Origin of the sequence: Ensifer sp. LBL (assembly GCF_050435225.1) — a bacterium.
GTDB lineage: Bacteria > Pseudomonadota > Alphaproteobacteria > Rhizobiales > Rhizobiaceae > Ensifer.
Genome location: NZ_JBNDJY010000002.1, coordinates 125,881 through 144,577, shown reverse-complemented (window position 1 = coordinate 144,577; position 18,697 = coordinate 125,881). Strand labels below are relative to the sequence as shown.

At 64.9% G+C, this 18,697-nt stretch carries 14 protein-coding genes; 10 read left to right on the top strand and 4 right to left on the bottom strand.

Features of this window, described 5'->3' with window-relative positions:
- Positions 1-5: 5 nt before the first annotated feature.
- A complete protein-coding gene (locus OKW20_RS08000) occupies positions 6-866 on the bottom strand; it encodes a CoA transferase subunit A (RefSeq protein WP_429171347.1) in 861 nt (286 codons plus the stop codon).
- A gap of 177 nt (positions 867-1,043) precedes the next feature.
- Between OKW20_RS08000 and OKW20_RS07995 the strand changes: the two genes are divergently transcribed.
- From OKW20_RS07995 to OKW20_RS07980, 4 genes are all read left to right on the top strand, one after another.
- Positions 1,044-1,799, top strand: a complete 756-nt coding sequence (locus OKW20_RS07995; RefSeq protein WP_429171345.1) for an IclR family transcriptional regulator — start codon at positions 1,044-1,046, stop codon at positions 1,797-1,799.
- A gap of 554 nt (positions 1,800-2,353) precedes the next feature.
- Complete coding sequence (locus OKW20_RS07990; RefSeq protein ID WP_429171343.1) at positions 2,354-3,337, top strand: GAF domain-containing DNA-binding protein; 984 nt, start codon at positions 2,354-2,356, stop codon at positions 3,335-3,337.
- Between the two features lie 258 nt (positions 3,338-3,595).
- The gene (locus OKW20_RS07985) at positions 3,596-8,578 is read left to right on the top strand and encodes an autotransporter domain-containing protein (RefSeq protein WP_429171341.1); all 4,983 of its coding nucleotides are present in this window, start codon (positions 3,596-3,598) and stop codon (positions 8,576-8,578) included.
- A gap of 309 nt (positions 8,579-8,887) precedes the next feature.
- Positions 8,888-9,550 carry a sulfite oxidase-like oxidoreductase gene (locus OKW20_RS07980; protein ID WP_429171339.1) on the top strand — a complete coding sequence of 221 codons (663 nt, stop codon included), beginning with the start codon at positions 8,888-8,890 and terminating at the stop codon, positions 9,548-9,550.
- Here the strand turns inward: OKW20_RS07980 and OKW20_RS07975 are convergent.
- A complete protein-coding gene (locus OKW20_RS07975; RefSeq protein WP_429171337.1) occupies positions 9,535-10,200 on the bottom strand; it encodes a TetR/AcrR family transcriptional regulator in 666 nt (221 codons plus the stop codon). The two genes, OKW20_RS07980 and OKW20_RS07975, sit on opposite strands and share 16 nt — an antisense overlap.
- Complete coding sequence (locus OKW20_RS07970) at positions 10,185-11,654, bottom strand: amidase (RefSeq protein WP_429171335.1); 1,470 nt, start codon at positions 11,652-11,654, stop codon at positions 10,185-10,187. Before OKW20_RS07970 ends, OKW20_RS07975 begins: the two co-directional genes overlap by 16 nt.
- 31 nt (positions 11,655-11,685) lie before the next feature.
- Here OKW20_RS07970 and OKW20_RS07965 point away from each other — a divergent pair, with 31 nt between their 5' ends.
- Both OKW20_RS07965 and OKW20_RS07960 read left to right on the top strand, forming a co-directional pair.
- Positions 11,686-12,129, top strand: coding sequence for a hypothetical protein (locus OKW20_RS07965; protein WP_429171333.1), 444 nt, complete (start codon positions 11,686-11,688; stop codon positions 12,127-12,129).
- The gene (locus tag OKW20_RS07960; RefSeq protein WP_429171332.1) at positions 12,129-13,070 is read left to right on the top strand and encodes a sterol desaturase family protein; all 942 of its coding nucleotides are present in this window, start codon (positions 12,129-12,131) and stop codon (positions 13,068-13,070) included. Before OKW20_RS07965 ends, OKW20_RS07960 begins: the two co-directional genes overlap by 1 nt.
- 29 nt (positions 13,071-13,099) lie before the next feature.
- Here OKW20_RS07960 and OKW20_RS07955 read toward each other — a convergent pair whose 3' ends face one another.
- Positions 13,100-13,987, bottom strand: coding sequence for a LysR substrate-binding domain-containing protein (locus tag OKW20_RS07955; protein WP_429171330.1), 888 nt, complete (start codon positions 13,985-13,987; stop codon positions 13,100-13,102).
- A gap of 272 nt (positions 13,988-14,259) precedes the next feature.
- Here OKW20_RS07955 and OKW20_RS07950 point away from each other — a divergent pair, with 272 nt between their 5' ends.
- From OKW20_RS07950 to OKW20_RS07935, 4 genes are read left to right on the top strand one after another with little or no spacing between them, the layout of a single operon-like run.
- Positions 14,260-15,255, top strand: coding sequence for an ABC transporter substrate-binding protein (locus OKW20_RS07950; RefSeq protein ID WP_429171328.1), 996 nt, complete (start codon positions 14,260-14,262; stop codon positions 15,253-15,255).
- Positions 15,256-15,297: 42 nt separating this feature from the next.
- On the top strand, positions 15,298-16,662 hold the full coding sequence (locus tag OKW20_RS07945; RefSeq protein ID WP_429171326.1) for an MATE family efflux transporter: 1,365 nt from the start codon (positions 15,298-15,300) through the stop codon (positions 16,660-16,662).
- On the top strand, positions 16,659-17,666 hold the full coding sequence (locus OKW20_RS07940; protein ID WP_429115880.1) for a FecCD family ABC transporter permease: 1,008 nt from the start codon (positions 16,659-16,661) through the stop codon (positions 17,664-17,666). Before OKW20_RS07945 ends, OKW20_RS07940 begins: the two co-directional genes overlap by 4 nt.
- Positions 17,666-18,694, top strand: coding sequence for a FecCD family ABC transporter permease (locus OKW20_RS07935; protein WP_429115882.1), 1,029 nt, complete (start codon positions 17,666-17,668; stop codon positions 18,692-18,694). Before OKW20_RS07940 ends, OKW20_RS07935 begins: the two co-directional genes overlap by 1 nt.
- Positions 18,695-18,697: the final 3 nt, after the last annotated feature.

Below are 18,697 nucleotides of genomic sequence, written 5' to 3'. Positions count from 1 at the left end.
CTCCCTCAAGCCGCTTTTGCCGGCTTGCTGCCGGCATGCTTGGCGAAATCTTCCGGCCGGGCGTCGAGCACGTTTTCCTTGATCCATGCGGTGAAGCTGTCGCGGTCGCGGGCGATCTCGTCCCAGCCGATGTAGAAGGCGTTGGAGCGCGGGTAGTAGCCGTGCGCATAGGATGGGAAGGCGCCCCCCGGAACATGGGCAACAGATGTGACGGCCCAGCTGGGAAGTACGAGAGAATTGGGCGACGGCGGGTTAAGCTCGTCGACGATCTCCTCCACCGTGACGATCGAGCGCTTGGCGGCAAGAACCGCCTCCTTCTGCACGCCGACGATGCCTTCGATCAGCACATTGCCCTTCCTGTCGGCCCGTTGCGCATGGGTGATCGTGACATCGGGGCGGATCGCCGGCACGGCGGCCAGCACCTCGCCGGTAAACGGGCAGGTGACCGACTTGATGTTCGGGTTCACCTTCGGCAGGTCGGCGCCGATATAGCCGCGCAACGTCGCAAACGGCAGGTTGGCAGCGCCCGCCTCATAGGCGTTGGCCATGGCGGCGTGGGAGTGCTCCTCGATCTCCAGCGGCCGCGGCCACTGGTTTTCGACCGCGTCGCGGAAGCGATGTAGCGAGCCGACGCCGGGATTGCCGCCCCAGGAAAACTTCATGCCGCGCGCCGCACCCACGCCGATCAGCTGGTCGTAGAGAATGTCGGGCGTCATGCGCACCAGATAAAGGTCCTTACGGCCCTGGCGGATCACCTCATGGCCCGCGGCATAGGGGATCAGATGGGTGAAGCCTTCCATGGCGACGGTGTCGCCATCCCTGACATTGTCGCCGACGGCCTCGGCGAGCGAAACGATCTTCGCCATGTTTCCTCTCTTCATCTCAGTGATCTCTTGGCCTTCGTCGCCCGGTGGGCGGCAGGCGCCTTCCTCTTCCGGATGCCAATAAGCGCCGATCGAAAGGCTCGGTCAAATATTTTGTGCGATATTTGACTTTTGTTCGTATATCGCACAAAATCGAACGGGATGATTGGGGAGGCAGGGATGCGGGAAACAGACTTCGTCAGCGGCTTTGCGCGCGGGCTGGCAGTGATCGAAGCCTTCGATGAAACGCGGCCGAAACTGTCGATCGCCGAGGCGTCGAAGATCACCGGGCTCGACCGGGCGACGGTGCGCCGATCGCTGCTGACCCTCTCCGAGCTTGGCTATGCCGACTATGACGGCAAGTTCTTCGCGTTGACGCCGAAGATCCTGCGCCTCGGCCATGCCTATCTCTCGGCAACGCCGCTGCCGACGATCATCCAGCCCTATCTCGATCAGCTCTCCGACCGCGCCGGCCAGAGCGCCTCGGCCTCGGTGCTGGACGGGACCGAAATCGTCTACATCGCCCGCGCCTCGCAGAAGCGGGTGATGTCGATCAACCTGACGACCGGTTCGCGCCTGCCGGCCTATTGCGCCTCCATGGGGCGGGTGTGGCTCGCAGCACTTCCAGAAAATGAGGCGCGCGAGATCCTTTCGCGCTCGAACCTCAAGGCGAACACGCCCTATACGAAGACGGATCCCGAAGACCTCGTTGCCGAATTCCGCCGCGTGCGCGACCAGGGCTACGCGCTGATCGACCAGGAACTGGAACTCGGCCTTTGTTCCATCGCGGTGCCGCTCGAAAACGATCGCGGTCGGATCGTTGCGGCACTCAACATCGGCGCACCGGCAGCGCATGTGGCCGCAGCCGAGATGGTGGAGCGCTACCTTCCGCTGTTGAGGGAGACGCAGGCCGCCTTGCGTGTGGTGCTGAGGTAGCAGCTTTCAGCCTCGGCGCTTGATGTCTTGCGCGCGCGGTGTGGGTGCGAAAACGGTAGGAACCGCGCCAGCGCCGCAAGGGACTGGCGCGCCTTGCCGCCGCCGGCTCCGATGGTCGAAGCGGCCAGTGACGGACGTCGGAGATCTCAGCGCGCGCCCTTGGCTGGCAACATGTCTCGTGGCCAGGCAGGTCCCTCTGCGCTTCATGCCGTGGATGGTTTGGTGGTGCTCGTCCCACCGGCAAGAACCGGTCTGGGACGCTGGAACGCGTGAAACCGACCCAAAAATGTTTCCGTGAGGCAATGCAGTTTAGGCTTGCATTTGTTTTCCCCACAAATTCAAGTGGTCGCGCGGGTGGATGTCGACGGCGAAGAGCGCCGACACTGGACGATGGAGGGGGGCCATCGCACCGCGATAACCGAATATTTTGTCGAATTTTGTCCACGGCCGCCTCTCGGTCACGTCTGGCTTTACTGCCGCTGTTACGACCCGGATTGCCGGGAAACCCGAAATTTTACAGAGCGATTCCTTTTCGCCTTTAGCTATCGAGCGTCATGAATGAGCAATTGCACCCGTCCGATCATTCCATAGGCCTGCCGCCCTACGAACTGATCGCGACGAACGAGCCGCCTTGCCCTGCCGTGGGACAACCCACACACGACTGGGCCTATCTGGCTGCCACCCACCTCATCGGTTCGCCGGCCAAAACGGCGATCGCCGCGATCCTGGAGGAAACCGGCAAGCTTGCCGGCGCCGACCGGGCGTGGATGTTCGAATACAGCGACGATCTTCTGCGCTTCCGCAACACCGACGAATGGGTGCGAGGCGGCGTGTCGTCCCATGTCGATGACCTGCAGCAGACGCCGGTGACGATGATCGGCTGGCTGCATCAGTGGCTGGTGGCCGGCAAGGCAGTCATGATCAACGATGTCGCAAGGCTACCGCGTCCGGCGCGGGCGCTTCAGGCGGAAATGCTTCGTCAGAACGACAAGAGCGTTCTCTGCGTCCCGGTCTTTCACGAGGGCAGGTTGCGTGGCTGTATCGGCTTCGATGCGACGAGGGCGTTGCGTCGGTGGCCGATCGAAGAAATCCACCAACTCGTCCGCTGTGCAAAGCTGATCGGGATCGCACGCTACGGGCGCACGCAGACATATGGCGCCCGGGACGATGCGGGCGCCATTCCGTCCGCCGAGACCGACCCGGTCGTCCATCTGCATATGCCGGGACGCACCCGCGGCGTGCCGCTGTCTTCGATCGTCGGGCTTCGCTCCGCCAAGGACTACACCCAGATCTGGCTGAAGGACGAAGCCGCGGTCCTGGATCTTCGTCCGCTTTCATTCTGGATCGGTCTGCTGCCCAAGGCGAACTTCCTGCGCATCCATCGGACGGCGGTGATCAACCTGGCGCACGTGACCGAGCTCGACCGTCATTCCGGTCCGACCAAACAGGCATGGGCCGTGCGTCTGCGCAGGGCAGGCGAAACCTGGACCGTATCCCGCCCCTACAGGCAGGAATTGCGCAGTCGTCTCGGAATCTGAGATTTTTCCACAGTGGCTGATATCGCGGTTTGTCGTTTCGTCGAACCCGTAGGTTGCTTCGTCGATAAGGCGTTGTCGCTGTAGGGTTGTCGTGTCAGCCAGCACCCTGGAGAATTTTAGGGGTGCGGGGCGGAGGGCAAGCCTTTGAAAAAAATCAATTGTCAGAATCAGGGCTTGGGAGCCGGGCGTGAGAGCGAAGAGCGCAACGACCGGCGGCCGCCATCGCGTCGGTCTGCAGCGGGGCGTCAGCGCTCGCTGATGAGCAGTACCGCTCTGTGGTTGTTTGCAGCCTCGGGTCTGGCGCTTGGCATGGCCACAGCCGTGCCGCTGGCGCATGCAGGAGGCAAGGGCGGCGCCGGTGGGAGCACGAGCGGTACCGGCGGTGATATCGACGGCAATCTGCAGGGGACGCCTGGCAGCAATGCGACCTATTCCGGAAACGGTGGCGGCGGCGGCGGGCCGGGTGCGGCCGGTGGCGCGGGAAGCCAGAGCGGCGCCGGGGTTGGCGGCACTGGTGGTGCCGGCGGCACCAGCGGCAGCCCGAACGGAGGAACCGGCGGAAGCGGCATCGGCAACGGCAGCGACTTTGGCGGCGGTGCGGGTGGCGGCGGCGGTGCGCACGGCAGCGTCGGCAATGTCGCTGGCCGCGGTGGCGAAGGTGGCACGTCTCCGAACGGGGACGGCGGTGGCGGCGGCGCCGGCGGTTACGGCCGTATTGTTGCCTCCGGTGGAACAGACAGCATCTCCGGACCGGCAGTGTCCGGCGGACGGGGCGGACACGGCGGTGCCGGTGGGACAATATCAGGAATCGGAATCGGGGGCAGCGGCGGTGACGGCGGCGATGGTGCGGCACTCGTCGGTGGCGGCACATTGACGGTGAACACGAACGTGACGGGCGGCAACGGCGGTAACGCCGGCGCTGGCGGGCACGTTCTCGAAAAATACAATGGTGACGGCGGTCACGGCATCAGCGCTCTGAACGGCGGGACGGTGATCATCAACAGCGGCAGCGTGACGGGCGGCGTGGCCGGAAGCGGCGGGACCGGCGTCGTGCACGGAGCCGGCATCTTCGGCCGGAACCTGGACGTGACCCTGGGCGCGTCGGGCTCGATCATCGGCGGTAACGGCGGGACCGCCAACGCCTTGACCTTTGATGGTGGCGCTAACACGTTCCGGTTCTCTGCGGCGAGCCCAGGTCTTTCCGGCAACATCGCGATCAACAATTCCGCCAGCCTGACGATCGACCAGACCGGCAACGGTAGGATCAGCAATACGATTACTGGTGACGGCTCGCTCATCAAATCCGGCAGCGGCACGCTGACGCTGACGGGCATGAACACCTATACCGGCGCGACGAGCATTGCCGCGGGCGGCACACTGGCATTGTCGGGCCAGGGACGCATCAATGCCTCCAGCGGATTGACGGCCAACGGCACCTTCGACGTTTCCGCCGCCGCCTCTGCACAGGTCAAGTCGCTCGCCGGCAGCGGACAGGTCACGCTTGGAAGCCAATATCTGATGATCCACAACGCCACGGGTACCTTTTCGGGCGCGATCAACGGCACCGGTGGCATCAATGTCATGGCCGGTACGCAAGTCCTGACCGGTACCAACACGTTTACCGGTGGTGCAGGGACGAATACCGGCGCAACGCTGCGGATCGGTGATGGCGGCACGGGGGGCTCGCTCGTGTCGAACATTACCAACGGCGGTGCGGTGATCTTCAACCGTTCCGATAACGTGACCTATGGCGGCGAGATCACCGGCAACGGGACGTTCTCGCAGATCGGCAGCGGCACGCTGACGCTGACGACGACCAGCAGCACGCGCGGAGCGGTGACGATCGGTACGGGCAGCACGCTGCAGCTCGGCAATGGCGGTACCACAGGCTGGATCGGCGGCACCGGCAACTTCGTCGGCTCGATCACCAACAATGGCGCGCTGATCTACAACCGCTCGAACAATGTCAGCTATGCCGGCAAGGTCTCGGGCAACGGCACGATTTCGCAGGCGGGAACCGGCAAGCTGACGCTGACGGGCGACAGCTCGTTGTTCTCCGGTGCAACGTCGGTGACGTCCGGCACGACCTATGTCAACGGCCAGCTTGGTGGCAACGTTCATGTCGGCTCGGCCGGCACACTCGGCGGATCGGGCAGGATCGGCGGCAACGTCACGGTCGATGGCACGCTCTCGGCGGGAAACAGCCCGGGCACGATAACGATCGGTGGCGATCTGACGCTCAATGCCGGCTCTAATTCGGTTTTCGAGCTGAATACGCCCGGCCTCGTCGGCAGTGCGGCCGGCAACGATCTGGTGAAGGTCGGCGGCAACCTGACGCTCGGCGGCGCGCTGGACGCGCAAGTCGCGTCGGCCGGCTACTACCGGCTGTTCGAGTATGACGGCACGCTGTCGGGCAGCTTTGCGACGACGACTGCGACATCGACGGCGCCGAGCTTCACCGTTGCCAGCCATCAGGTCCAGACGGGGATTGCCAAGCAGGTCAATCTGTCGGTGCTCGGCGCCGGCCAGACGATGCACTTCTGGGACGGCGCGGACACAACGGGCAACGGCACCGTCAACGGCGGCACCGGCACCTGGACATCCGGTGGCACCAACTGGACCGGTGCACCGGGGCGCGCCAACATCAACGGCAGCTTCGGCGGATCGGTCGGCGTCTTTGCCGGCGCGACCGGCGGCACCGTCAATGTCGTCGGCACGCAGGGCTTCGACACGCTGCAGTTTTCTGCCACGACCGACGGCAGCGGCTACACCATCAATGGCGGCGTGCTGGCCTTCAACCCGGCGAGCGGCACGGCGGCGACGATCAATGTCGGCAACGGCGTTGCCACCACGATCGGCTCGGTGCTGCAGAACGGTGCGACCGGGACAGGGCTCAACAAGGTCGGCAACGGCACGCTGACGCTGACGGGCATGAACACCTATACGGGTGCGACGTCGATTGCGGCAGGCGGCACGCTCGCGCTTTCGGGTCAGGGCCGCATCAATGCCTCGAGCGGTTTGACGGCCGATGGCACCTTCGACGTCTCGGCGGCGGCCTCGGCCCAGGTCAAGTCGCTTGCCGGCAGCGGGCAGGTTGTGCTCGGTAGCAAGACGCTCATCATCAACAACGCCACGGGCACGTTCTCGGGTGCGATCACCGGCGCAGGCGGCATCTCGGTCGGTGCCGGCACCCAGGTCCTGAGCGGTGCCAACAGCTTTACTGGCGGCGCCGGCATCTCGTCCGGTGCCACGCTGCAGATCGGCAACGGCGGTGCCGGCGGAAGCCTGGCATCCAACGTCACCAACTTCGGTGCGCTCGTCTTCAACAGCGCGGGCAATTTGACCTACGGCGGTTCGATCACAGGTCCCGGCTCGTTCTCGCAGATCGGTACGGGCACGCTGACGCTCACCGCCAACAACAGCACATCCGGTGCGGTGACGATCGGCACGGGCAGCACATTGCAGCTCGGCAATGGTGGCACGACCGGCTGGATCGGCGGCAGCGGCAAATTCGTTGGTTCGATCACCAACGATGGCGCGCTGATCTACAATCGTTCGAACGACGTGACCTATGCCGGGGCGGTCTCTGGCAGCGGCACGTTGACCCAGGCGGGCACGGGCAAGCTGACCTTGACGGGTATCAATACCTTTACCGGTGCGACCAACATTGCGTCGGGCGACCTGATCGTCAACGGCTCTCTGGCGCATTCCAGCTTGACCACCATCCAGCGCGGAGCGCGTCTCGGCGGCACCGGCACGCTTGGCAACACGACCGTCCAGGCTGGCGGCGTCCATGCTCCGGGCAACTCGATCGGAACGCAGACGATCGCCGGGAATTACACCAACAACGGCGTGCTGCAGATCGAAGGCACGCCCACGGCCACCGACAAGCTGTTCGTATCGGGCAGCGTCGATATCTCCGGCGCGACCCTTGATCTCCTGCTCTCCCCCAACACGGCGGCGAGCTGGAACCCGGTCAACGGCCCGTTCATCCTGATCGACAAGACGAGTTCCGGGGCGATCACCGGCACGTTTGCGTCGATCGTCGACAATTTGGTGTTCCTCGATCCGACCGTCGATTACAGCGGCGGCGACGGCAACGACCTGTCGCTGCAGCTGACCCGCAACGATCTCAGCTTTGCCAGCGTCGCCCAGACCCGCAACCAGATCGCCACCAGTGGCGGGATCGACCGTCTGGGCATGGGCAATCCCATCTTCAACGCGGTCGCCTTTGCCGCAACGCCAGAAGCGGCGCGCAGGGCCTTCGATCTGCTTTCGGGCGAAGTGCACAGCTCGTTCCAGTCGATCCTGATCGAGGACAGCCGGTTCCTGCGCGATGCCGCGAACGATCGCCTGCGCACCGTGCTCGGCACGGTGGCGGCGAAGCAATCGAGCGAGATCACCGGCGCGATCGACAGCGGTGAACTTGCGCTCTGGAGCCAGGGCTTCGGTTCCTGGGGACGAATCGATGGTGACGGCAATGCCGCCAAGGCGGATCGCTCCATCGGTGGCTTCTTCGTCGGTGCCGATACGCAGGTGGACGAATGGACCGTCGGCGCGCTTGCCGGCTACTCGCGGTCCTCGATGGACATCGACGCGCGGTTCTCGTCGGCAACCTCCGACAACTATCATCTCGGGATCTATGCCGGTGGACGTTGGGGCGATGCGTCGCTGAGAACCGGCGCCGCCTTTAGCTGGCACGACATCGAGACGAGCCGCACCGTTTCGTTCCCTGGCTTAACGGACAGCCTTTCTGCCGACTACAGCGCCGGGACAGGCCAGGTCTTTGGCGAGTTCGCCTATGCCTTCAAGGCCGGGTCGGTCGATCTGGAGCCGTTTGCCAACCTGGCCTATGTGCATCTCAACCGCGACGGCTTTGTCGAGCGGGGTGGCGCTGCCGCTCTCATCGGCAAGGACGCCTCGCAGGACACGACGTTCACGACCCTTGGCCTGCGCGCAGCGTCCAGCTTCGACCTTGGCGGCGTGCTGGCGACGGCCCGCGGCACCATCGGCTGGAGACATGCCTTCGGCGACACCTTGCCGCTGTCGTCGAACGGCTTCTCGACAGCGAGCACATTTGCCATCGCCGGTGTCCCGATCGCCGAGAATTCTGCGGTGATCGAAGCCGGCCTTGATTTCGCCGTCGCGCCCGAGGCGACACTCGGCTTGACCTACACAGGCCAATTCGGCGGTGGTGTCAGCGACCAGAGCGTCAAGGCAAATCTGAGCGTCAAGTTCTGATTGAACGCAGTCGAGCCAAACGGCCGGCGCCGGGATCCCGAGGACCCTGCGGCGGCCGTTTGGCGTTTCAAGGCTGGATTGACGTGCGCATGCGCGTGGCATGCCGGAGCCCACGCGTCCAAGCTTCGCCCGCTCCGCACGCCGCCACGACGGAGCAGGCCAAGCGCTATCTGCCGCTGCTGAAGGACATACAAAGGTGCAGTACGCATGGTGCCGAGCCAGGGACGCCGTGCGTTCGCGCTTGACGTTCCGCGACGCCGCGCTTTCTATCTCGCCTGGGGTGTGAATTCGGGCTGGGAGTGGACCATCATGACTGACGATACGCAGCCGCCGGAAACCAAGCTTACGACGACGAAGCGGCGCTGGGCCGCCGACGGCAAATTCCTGACGGGGCGGATCGTGCGCCCCGAGGACGAGCGCCTTCCGCCTGGGCAACATCTGGTCAAAGACTGGCCGGTGCTCGACCTCGGCCAGCAGCCGATGATCCGGACGGAAAGCTGGCGGCTCGATATCACCGGCCACATCGAACACCCATTGTCGCTCGATTGGGCCGCGTTCAAGGCCTTGCCGCAAAGCGACCGGCTCTCCGACATGCATTGCGTGACGACCTGGTCTCGCTACGACAACCGCTGGCAGGGCGTGGCCACACGCGATCTGCTCGACCAGGTGATGCCGAAACCCGAGGCGAGCCACGTCATGCTGACGAGCTATGACGGCTACTCCACGAACATGCCGCTTGCGGACTTCGCCTCCGAAGACGCGATCCTTGCGACCGACTGGGAGGGCCAGCCGATCGGCCGTACCCATGGCGGACCGATGCGGCTCGTCGTTCCGCATCTCTATTTGTGGAAGAGTGCCAAGTGGCTGACGCGCATCGACTTTCGCGAAGGTGACATGCCCGGATTCTGGGAGCGTAACGGCTACCACATGCGTGGCGACCCGTGGCGCGAGGAGCGCTATTCGGACGATTGATCGGGGCCGGCGAAGGCCTGACGACCGCCGCCCGGCGCGTCCGGGTCCAGAAGCGACTGCAGTCCCGCAAGCTGGTAGCGCCAGAAGAGCGCTATGGCCTGCTGGATGGAGGGAGCGTCACGGTATTCACTGAGCGTATCGGCGATGGTGTCCAGCGTTCGGGTGAAGGTTCGCTCGAGCATGAAGCCCATCAGCGGCGTCAGGGCTTGCTCGCCGCCCTTGTCGGTCAGGTAGCCGGAAGCCAGTCGCACCATCTCCCGGATCATCAGCTTGCGGACATGGGCGTAGCGCGTGCCATCCGCGCCGCGAAGCAGGATCAGCACCGCGAGGCGCTGTTCGATCCAGAAGGATAGCAGTGCCCGGGCATGCTCGGATCCGGAAGCATCGGCCTCCAGCCAGATGCCAACTGATCGCAGTTCCCGAACGCGGGCGCGCAGCAGGCGCAACAATCGCCCGGCAAGCGCCGGTGTCACGATCTCGTAAAACAACGCTTCCTTGTCGGCGACGTATTTGTAGATGTTGCTCGAGCTGGTGCCCGCCCGTTCCGCCACGTCGGCGAGCCGGGCCCTTTCGAAGCCTTGCTCGGCAAACACCGCAGCCGCAGCCGCAAGCAGCCGCTCACGCACTTCCTGCTTCAGGCGCTGGGGCATGCGAGCCTTCCTGCAAGCTCGACGAGCCTTGCTTGCCACGGGGCCGCCTCTTCCAGCTGGAAGGCAAGCGACAAGAGCAGCGCGTCCTCGCCGGCTGCCGCCGCGAAATGGCAGCCGACCGGCAGCCCCGAGGGCGACCAGAAAAGCGGCACCGACATGGCGGGCCATCCGGCAAAGGAGGCCACGTTGGTGAAGCCGGCGAGGCGTTCGGTAAAGGCGATGAGCTGGTCCGGATCCTCGGTTGGGCCTCGCGTCCCCAGCGGAAAGGCCGTGAAGGGGACGGTGGGCGAAAGCAGCACGTCATAGCCAGAGATCGCCTGATTTGCGCTCGCCTCGGCCCTCAGCGTTGCGCCGATCGCCTCCGTGATTGACGTCTCCGGCAGCCGCCGGGCCCGGCGCACGAGCTCGACCGTGTAGGGCTCGAACAAGGTCTCATCGAAGGCGCCACCCATGGCGGCTGCGATCTGGTCGAACAGGCCGGAAAGAACGATTCCGGTCAAGTTGAAGAAGGCGCGGCTGGTTTCCTGCGCGTTGACGTCGGGGCCAGTGCATTCGACGACCTCGTGCCCCAAGGCCGCACACAGCGTGATCGCCGCGTTGAGTGCGGCCTCGACCACTTCGGACACGCCGCGCCCAAAGACATCGTGGCGATAAATGCCGATGCGCAGCTGCCTCTGCGGGCCACGGCGCATGTCGTCGATCGCAGGCAATGGTTGGGTCAAGTCCGGCCGTTCGGTAGCCGCCAACCAAGCGGCGCTGTCGCGCACGGAGCGGCTGACACAATGGTCGCTGATCAGCCGCGCCGTCGGCATCGCCGGCGGCAGGCCGGCATTCACCGTGCGGTCGCGGCTCGGCTTGAAACCGAATAGCCCGCAGAAGGAGGAGGGGCCACGGATCGAGCCGCCGCCGTCGGAGGCGTGGGCGATCGGCACCATGCCCGAGGCAACGGCCGCCACCGCGCCGCCGGACGAGCCGCCGGTCGAAAGAGCGAAATTCCACGGATTGTGGGTTGCGCCATGGGCGAGGGTCTCGGTGGTGCCGAGCAGGCCGAACTCCGATGTCGTCGTCTTGCCAAGAACGATCAGACCGGCCTTGTCGAGAGCGTCCGTGTAATCCGATCCGGCTTGTGCGGGCTGTCCCTTGAAGAGGCGCGAGCCGAAGCCGGCCGGGTGGCCGGGATAGGCAAGCAGGTCCTTGAGCAGGGTCGGCACGCCTGCAAACGGCATGTTCGCTTGCGGACGAAAAGCGCCGGCGCACTTGCGCGCGTGGTCGAAATCCGTGGATGCAAGCGCGTTGACGTGCGGCTCGCGCCTCTCGATGCGCCGGATGGCGGCTTCGACGAGTTCGAGCGGCGAGGCTTCACCCGTCGAGACGAGACGGGCTTGTTCGGTCACGTCCAGCGCGGAAAAGTCGTCCGATTCCAGTTGCGAGAGTTCGAGATTGGGAGCACGCATCGGTCCAGCTTCCATTGACGATGAAAAGAGAATGAATGATTCTCTTTTCATCGTCAATGAGCGGTTGCATCCACAGGCGACTGATTGCATCTTCCCGTCTCCTGCAATGCTGGTGCAATCCACTCCCCGCAAAGCTCGCGCAACGTTTCAACAAAGGACGTTGTCGATGCGCCTGGCCATTTTACCGATGTGGTTGATCCTTTTCAGCGCGAGCCCAAGTCATGCCGAAGAAAAGGGAATGTGGATTGCGGACAATCCGTATCGGACCGTGCAGCCTTTGTACGATCCCTGTCGTGATGGTCGGTTAAGTGATGGAACGCCGCGAACCTGCGCCGAGATCAGGCGCATGTACCGGCATGGAAGAGGCGGCTGGTCCGAAGAGGACCATCGCCTGGATGCATGTAGCGACGGGCGCGTCAGCGACGGCCGGCCGCGCACATGCCGGGAACTGCTTGAATGGATGGAGCGTCGTTGATGAAGGCAGAGCGCAGAGACACCGTGTCGAAGCTTGGACAGGGTTTCAGATTAGTGCTTGGGTATCTGTCCTGGCCGCTGGTGTTTTTCGGCGGGCTGCTCGGCGCGTACTACGCGTTCGCGAGCGCAAAGCCGATGGTCGGATTTGTGGCGGTCTATGCGGCCGCCGTCTTCATCCTGTTTCTTCTCGAACGCTACATTCCCTACGAGCGGGGCTGGCTTCAGTCGGACGGCGAAACGGTGAACGACATTGGCCACACGCTGGCGACGAAGGGCCTGCTGCAGGCGGCTGGCCTGATCGCCGCCGTCTTCCCCATGTATGCCGCCAATATCCTGCAGCCGCTCGCAGCGCTCAAGTTTGGTCTCTGGCCATCGGATTGGCCGATGGTGCTTCAGGTGGCGCTTGCGGTGGTCGTCGCCGAATTCGGCCTCTATTGGTCGCATCGGATCGCCCACGAGAAGCTGTTCTTCTGGCGGTTCCACGCGCTGCATCACAGCGTGGTTCGTCTCTGGGTCATCAATACCGGCCGCTTCCACGTGGCCGATTCGCTGTTCAAGATCGCCATGAGCCAGATCCCACTCTATTGCCTCGGCGCTCCCCTGCACGTTTTCTGGTGGCTCGGCGCGGTCACGGCCTTCATGGGCATTCTCACCCATTGCAACGTCGACATGCGCACAGGTCCCTTCGATTATCTCTTCAGCACGCCGCGGCTGCACCGCTGGCATCATTCGAAGGACCTCCGCGAGGGCAACATGAACTACGGCGAGAACGTCGTCGTCTGGGACCTTTTGTTCGGCACGTACTACAACCCCGACCGTCCGTCCTCGACCGACATCGGCATCAAAGGCCAGATCGCCCGAGGCTTCCTGGCGCAACTGGCGCAACCCTTCACCAAGAACGGCGTGCGCGAAATCCTCGGCCTCCCAAAGCGACGCTCATGACGGCGTCGCGTGCAGAGCGGCATCCCCGGCTAGAGTTCCGCGTGGCCCCATTGCGAAAGCCACGTGGAAAAGCTGTCCGGTGTGCCCGATGGTGCGCGCCTTGCGATCTCATACGCCCCGACGATCGGTGAAATCGACGGGCAAAGCGCGATCAGCTGGCCGCTTCTGAGCTCCTTCTCGATGAAGGCCGGGCTGACCTGGGCGATGCCGAGGCCGGAAATGCAGGCGTCGATGGCAGCCTCGTCCGTGTCGAAGCCGATGCTGCCGCCCTTCGGCTCGAAAGGGATCGCGGCCGCATCGCACCACCGCCGCCAGGACCAGGCGTCGGCGGTGTCGAGAAGGATCGGCAAGCCGAGCACGTCGCGGGCGTCGAACTCGCGTTCGGATCGCGCAAAAAACTGCGGCGAGCACACCGCGAGCGTGCGGTCCACCAGAAAGGCGAGCGCGTGATCGTCGCTGTCGCCGCAGCGGCGATAGGTGATCGTGATATCCGCTGGCTCGGCAGCACCCAGCGCCAGGGACTGGATGACAAGATCCTCGCTCGGTTGCGCCTGCCGATAGGAGCCGATCCGGGGGATCAGCCAGCGGCGTGCGATGGTGATCGGCGCCTGGATCACCAGGCGCGAGCGTTCGGGGCTGACCGCGCGTGCGCCCGTTTCAAGCGTGGCGAGCGCACCGTTCACGTGGGTGAGGAACTGGCGCCCGGTGGCCGTCAGCGCAATCGCGTTGTGGCTGCGGTGAAACAGCGGCGTGCCCAGTGCGTCTTCGAGCGCCTTGATCTGGCGGCTGACCGCGCCCGGCGTCAGGTGCATCTCGGCGGCCGCGAGCGTCAGGCTGCCCGTGCGCGCCGCCGCCGAGAAAGCCGGCAGCACACTGAGCGGCGGAAGCTTGAACCGTTTGGCTTGCGATTTTTTCATGCCGGCGTGAGAACCTTTCGCTTGCAAATAACTTGACCATAAATATCAACAATCCTCCATATTGGAAGGCAGGAAGCCTGATGTCGGGAGGTTTGTTGATGGCGATCGCGCGTTTTCTTGGTCTGAGGTTCGGCGCCCCGCAGCGGCGCAAAGACGCCGTCCGCGGTTATCGGCATGTGCCTGCCGCAAGCGGCGAGCCATGCGGCGACGCGGGTGCCCGTCGGCTTTCGTCCTCCGGCAACGTTGACACCGCAATGGCAAGAGGAGCCCCCATGCCCCGCCCGCTTTTTGCAGCCGCACGCACGCAGCTGATCGGCGCCGTTGTTCTTGCTGGCTGCGTTCTCGGCCAGGCGGCCGGTGCCGCCGCCGAAGACGCCGTCACCTTCAACGTGATCGACGATCGCGGTGTGGCGGTCACCATTCCGGCGAAAGCACAGCGGGTCGCCTCCGTTTCCTATTTCGCTGCGGATGTCGCGCTCGCCCTCGGCCTGAAGCCGGTTGCCACAACCTACATGGTGGAAGGCCGCCATCCCGATTTCCTCGGCGGCAATCTGGATAACGTCAAGCAGATCGGCCAGCGCGCCACTCCGAACATCGAGCTGCTCGCGGAGGCAAAGCCGGATCTCACGGTTGCGATCCGCCGCTACACCGAAGGCAACGCCGCCCAGTACGAGAAGGTCGCACCCTATCTCGCCTACGACCTCGAACTCTATGCCGACAGCGACCGCACCATCGCGCAACTGTCGACGATGCTCGGCCAGCCGAAACGCGGGCAGGAGATCAACGCTGCCTTCAAGAGCGACCTCGATGCCTTTGCAGCGAAAGCGCCGAAGGACAAGCATCCGCGGTTCGTCGTAATGTGGGGCGGTGACATTCCCTGGGTCTTCCGTTCGGAAAACATGACCGCGGCCATCCTGGTGGCGCTTGGTGGCGACAACATCGCCGGTCAGAACCCGACGCCGTCCGTTCCGGGGAACTGGGGCATGGAAATGAGCCTCGAAACCCTGCTGGAGAGGGATCCGGAGGTCATCTTCGTCTACGACTACGGCCCGGATCGCCCGCAGGAAAACAATCCGATCTGGCAGCAGCTCTCGGCGGTGAAGAACGGACGCGTGCATTATGTCGGCGACCATTGGGTCGAGGCGCATGGCCCGATCGCCCGCCAGATGGTGTTGCGCGAGGCAGCGCATCTGCTTTACCCCGATGCCTTTCCAGCCATCGACGTGAAGGCGGAAGCCCGCAAGTTCATCCCCGCCTCCATCCAGTAACAGGTGAACCGGCCCTTCCGTTTGCGGGGCCGGTAAATTCTCATGCCTCGTAACCGCCCCACAGTTTCCGAAGCGCACCGCATCGTCCAGCTGGCAACGCCGCTGGCGCTGATACAGCTTGCACAGGTCGCGATCTCGACCACCGACCTGCTGATGCTCGGCTGGGTTGGCGCCGAGGCGCTGGCGGCTGCCGCACTCGGGCTCGCCGTGTTCAACCTGCTGCGCACTATCGGATTCGGCCTGATCGTCGGCACCTCCAATCTGGTGGCCGAGGCATCAGGCGAAGAGGTTGCGCTGTCCCATTTGCTGGGTGCACTGAGCATTGCCGTTGTTGCCGGGCTGATTTCGGCTGCGTTGATGATGATCGGCGGCAGCGGCCTGCGCTGGCTCGGTCAGGATGCCGGCGTCGTTGAGCTTGCGCGGGAATATCTGCTGTTCCTGGCGCCCGGCATCATCCCGCTCTTCTGCTTCTACGCCTATCGTGGGGTCGTCGTCGGCCGGCGTCAGGCGAATGTCCTGCTGGCGATCACGCTTGCGACCATTCTGGTCAATGCCCTGCTCGACTATGGCCTGCTGTTCGGTGCCTTCGGCCTGCCGAGGCTCGGCGTTCCGGGCGTCGCAGCCGCAAGCACGCTCGCCTACCTCTCGCAGTTCGCCGCCATTGCCTGGATCACGCACAGGCGGCTGTCGTTCTCGCGTCTCTCGTCGATAGGGGAGCTCGTCGCAGCGATCCGGCGGCTGCTTGCGATCGGCCTCCCGACGGCCGGATCCTACGCATCCGAGGCCGGGTTCACGGCGCTCGTCACCCTCATGGTCGGTGCCTGGGGTGCCGCCGCGCTCGCCGCGCAGGCGGCGGTCAACCAGGTCGCCTATGTCGTCTTCATGCTGTCGGTCGGCCTTTCGCACGCGGCTTCGGTCGGGGTTAGCGAAGCCTCTGCGGCCGGCGACCGAGAACGCGCCCGGCGGGTCGGCAGAACGGGGCTTCTGCTCGGCATCTCGGTTGCCTCCATCTTCTCGTTGGCATTCCTGCTGTTGCCGGGGCCGATCCTGGCTCTGTTTTCCTTGTCGCCGGCAGGCGCCGGGGGCGCAACCTACCTGGCTGCTTCCGCGCTGCTGTCCGTCGCGGCGCTCGCCCAACTGCCCGATTTCGCTCAGAACATCGGTATCGGTGTGCTTCGCGGCGTCGGCCGCGCCGCGAGCGGCTTCTGGATCACGCTTGCAAGCTATTGGTTGATTGGCGCTCCGGCCGCCTGGGTCATCGGTTTCTACCTCGCTCCCGGCGCCACTGGCGTCTGGCTCGGCATGGCCCTCGGCTTTGCTGCCGCCGCGAGTGGCCTCTTCTGGGCCTTCCATCGGGCAACGACCGATCTGGCCGCAACAGGGTCCGTTTCGGAGCAACGGCCATGAGCGAACAGGCGCGCGCGCCGTTGTGGTTTGCAATGTTGCTCGCGGCGGCGCTGATCGTCAGCGTGGCGGCGCTGATCTTCGGCGCAAAGCCGATGACGCTTTCCCAGGCGTTGACGGCGCTGTCGTCGCCAGCAGGTGGCACCGACTCGATCATCGTCTGGACGCTGCGCATGCCGAGAAGCATCGCCGCCTATCTCGCGGGCGCGGCGCTCGCCGTCTCGGGCTACCTGCTGCAATCGATCACGCGCAATCCGCTGGCCGCGCCCGACCTCACCGGCGTCACCGCCGGCGCCGTCGCCTTCATCGTCGCGACCTTCGTCCTTTTCCCGGCCGTCTCCTCCACGCTCTATCCGGCCATCGGTATGGTCGGCGGTTTGGCGGCCGCTGCGCTGACGCTGTGGGCAGCACGGGGTGGCCGGGCCTCCCCGCTGCATCTGGCACTTGGCGGGATTACGGTTGCCCTGTTCTTGAACGCGGTCACCACCTACCTGCTTGTCCGGGGCGGACCACAGTCGCCCTCGGTGCTGTTCTGGCTTTCCGGTGGCTTTCAAGGGAGATCCTGGGCGCAGGTCGGCTACATGCTGCCATGGATCGTCGTCGGGCTCGGCATTGCACTTTCCTGCCACCGCATCATCACGCTCCTGTCGCTCGGCGACAAGGCCGCTGCCGGCATGGGCGCCAATCCCGCCCTGTGGAAGCTCCTGCTGCTTGTCGCCGCCATCTGCCTCGTTGCCGGCGTGACGCCGGTTGCAGGACCCGTTGCCTTTGTCGGGCTGGCCGCTCCTCATCTCGTTCGGCTGTTGCGGCCTGGCTCGGCGCTCTGGGCGCTTCTCCTCAATATCGCGCTTGGCGGATGCCTGTTGATGACGGCAGACGCACTCGCCCGCTCGGTCGCCGCACCTCGGGAAATTCCGGTCAGCATCTTTACCGCGCTGATCGGCGGCCCGGTGTTCATCTACCTGACGCAACGCGGGCCGCGGCCAGGTGCTGGAGGCGCGCGGTGATGACGAGGACCACGACGGAAGCACCGGCGCTGCGACACAGCTTGCTGCTGGTTGCCCTGTTTCCCGCGCTTCTCCTGGCAGCGATCCTGCTCGGGGTCGCGGACCTGCCCATGTCCGATGTCGTCGCCGTTTTGCTCGGCCGCGGAACCGACAACGCGCGGCTGATCATCGAGACCATCCGGATCCCGCGCATCCTGACCGGCATTCTCGCCGGCATGCATTTCGCGGTCGCCGGCGCGCTGCTGCAGACGGTCACGCGCAACCCGCTGGCCGACCCGACCATCATGGGGATTTCCCAAGGGGCAACGCTGGCGGTGACCCTCTTCCTCTTCGTCGCCGTCTATGGCGTCGCCTCCGATGCCAACACGCTCTACGCCCTGCCGGTTGCCTGGCTGCCGCTGGTCGGCGCCATCGGCGGGCTTGCGGCCGGGGCGCTGATTTACGGGCTTGCCGTGCGCAAGGGATTGAGCGCTCTGCGCGTGACGCTGTGCGGCATCGCGATCGGCGCCTTTCTTCACGCGCTTGCCATGGGCATCATCGTCGGCTGGGGCAGCGCCCGGTTCGAGATCGTCATGCAATGGCTGGCCGGCAGCCTCTATGCCCGCGGCTGGGAGCACGTGGTCTTTCTGCTGCCGTTCACGATCGCTGCTCTCGCCGTGCTTCCGTTCCTCCACCGTTCACTGGCGCTCTTGCGCTTCGAGGAGGACGTCTCGCGCTCCTTCGGGCTGAATTATCGCCTGCATTTCACGCTGGTTCTTGCCGTTGCCTGCGTCCTTGCCGCCAGTGCCGTCGGCGTCGTCGGTCCGCTGATTTTCATCGGGCTCGTGGTGCCGCATCTCGCACGGTTCCTGGCCGGCCGACATTTTTCGGCGGTCCTGCCGCTGACGGCACTCATCGGCGCGACGCTGGTCGTGGGGGCCGATCTCGTCGGACGGCTTGTCGGCGGCGCCGAGGAAATTCCGATCGGCGTCGTCACAGCCTTTGCCGGTGCGCCGTTCCTGCTCGTTCTTCTTCGCCGCTATCGATGAGGC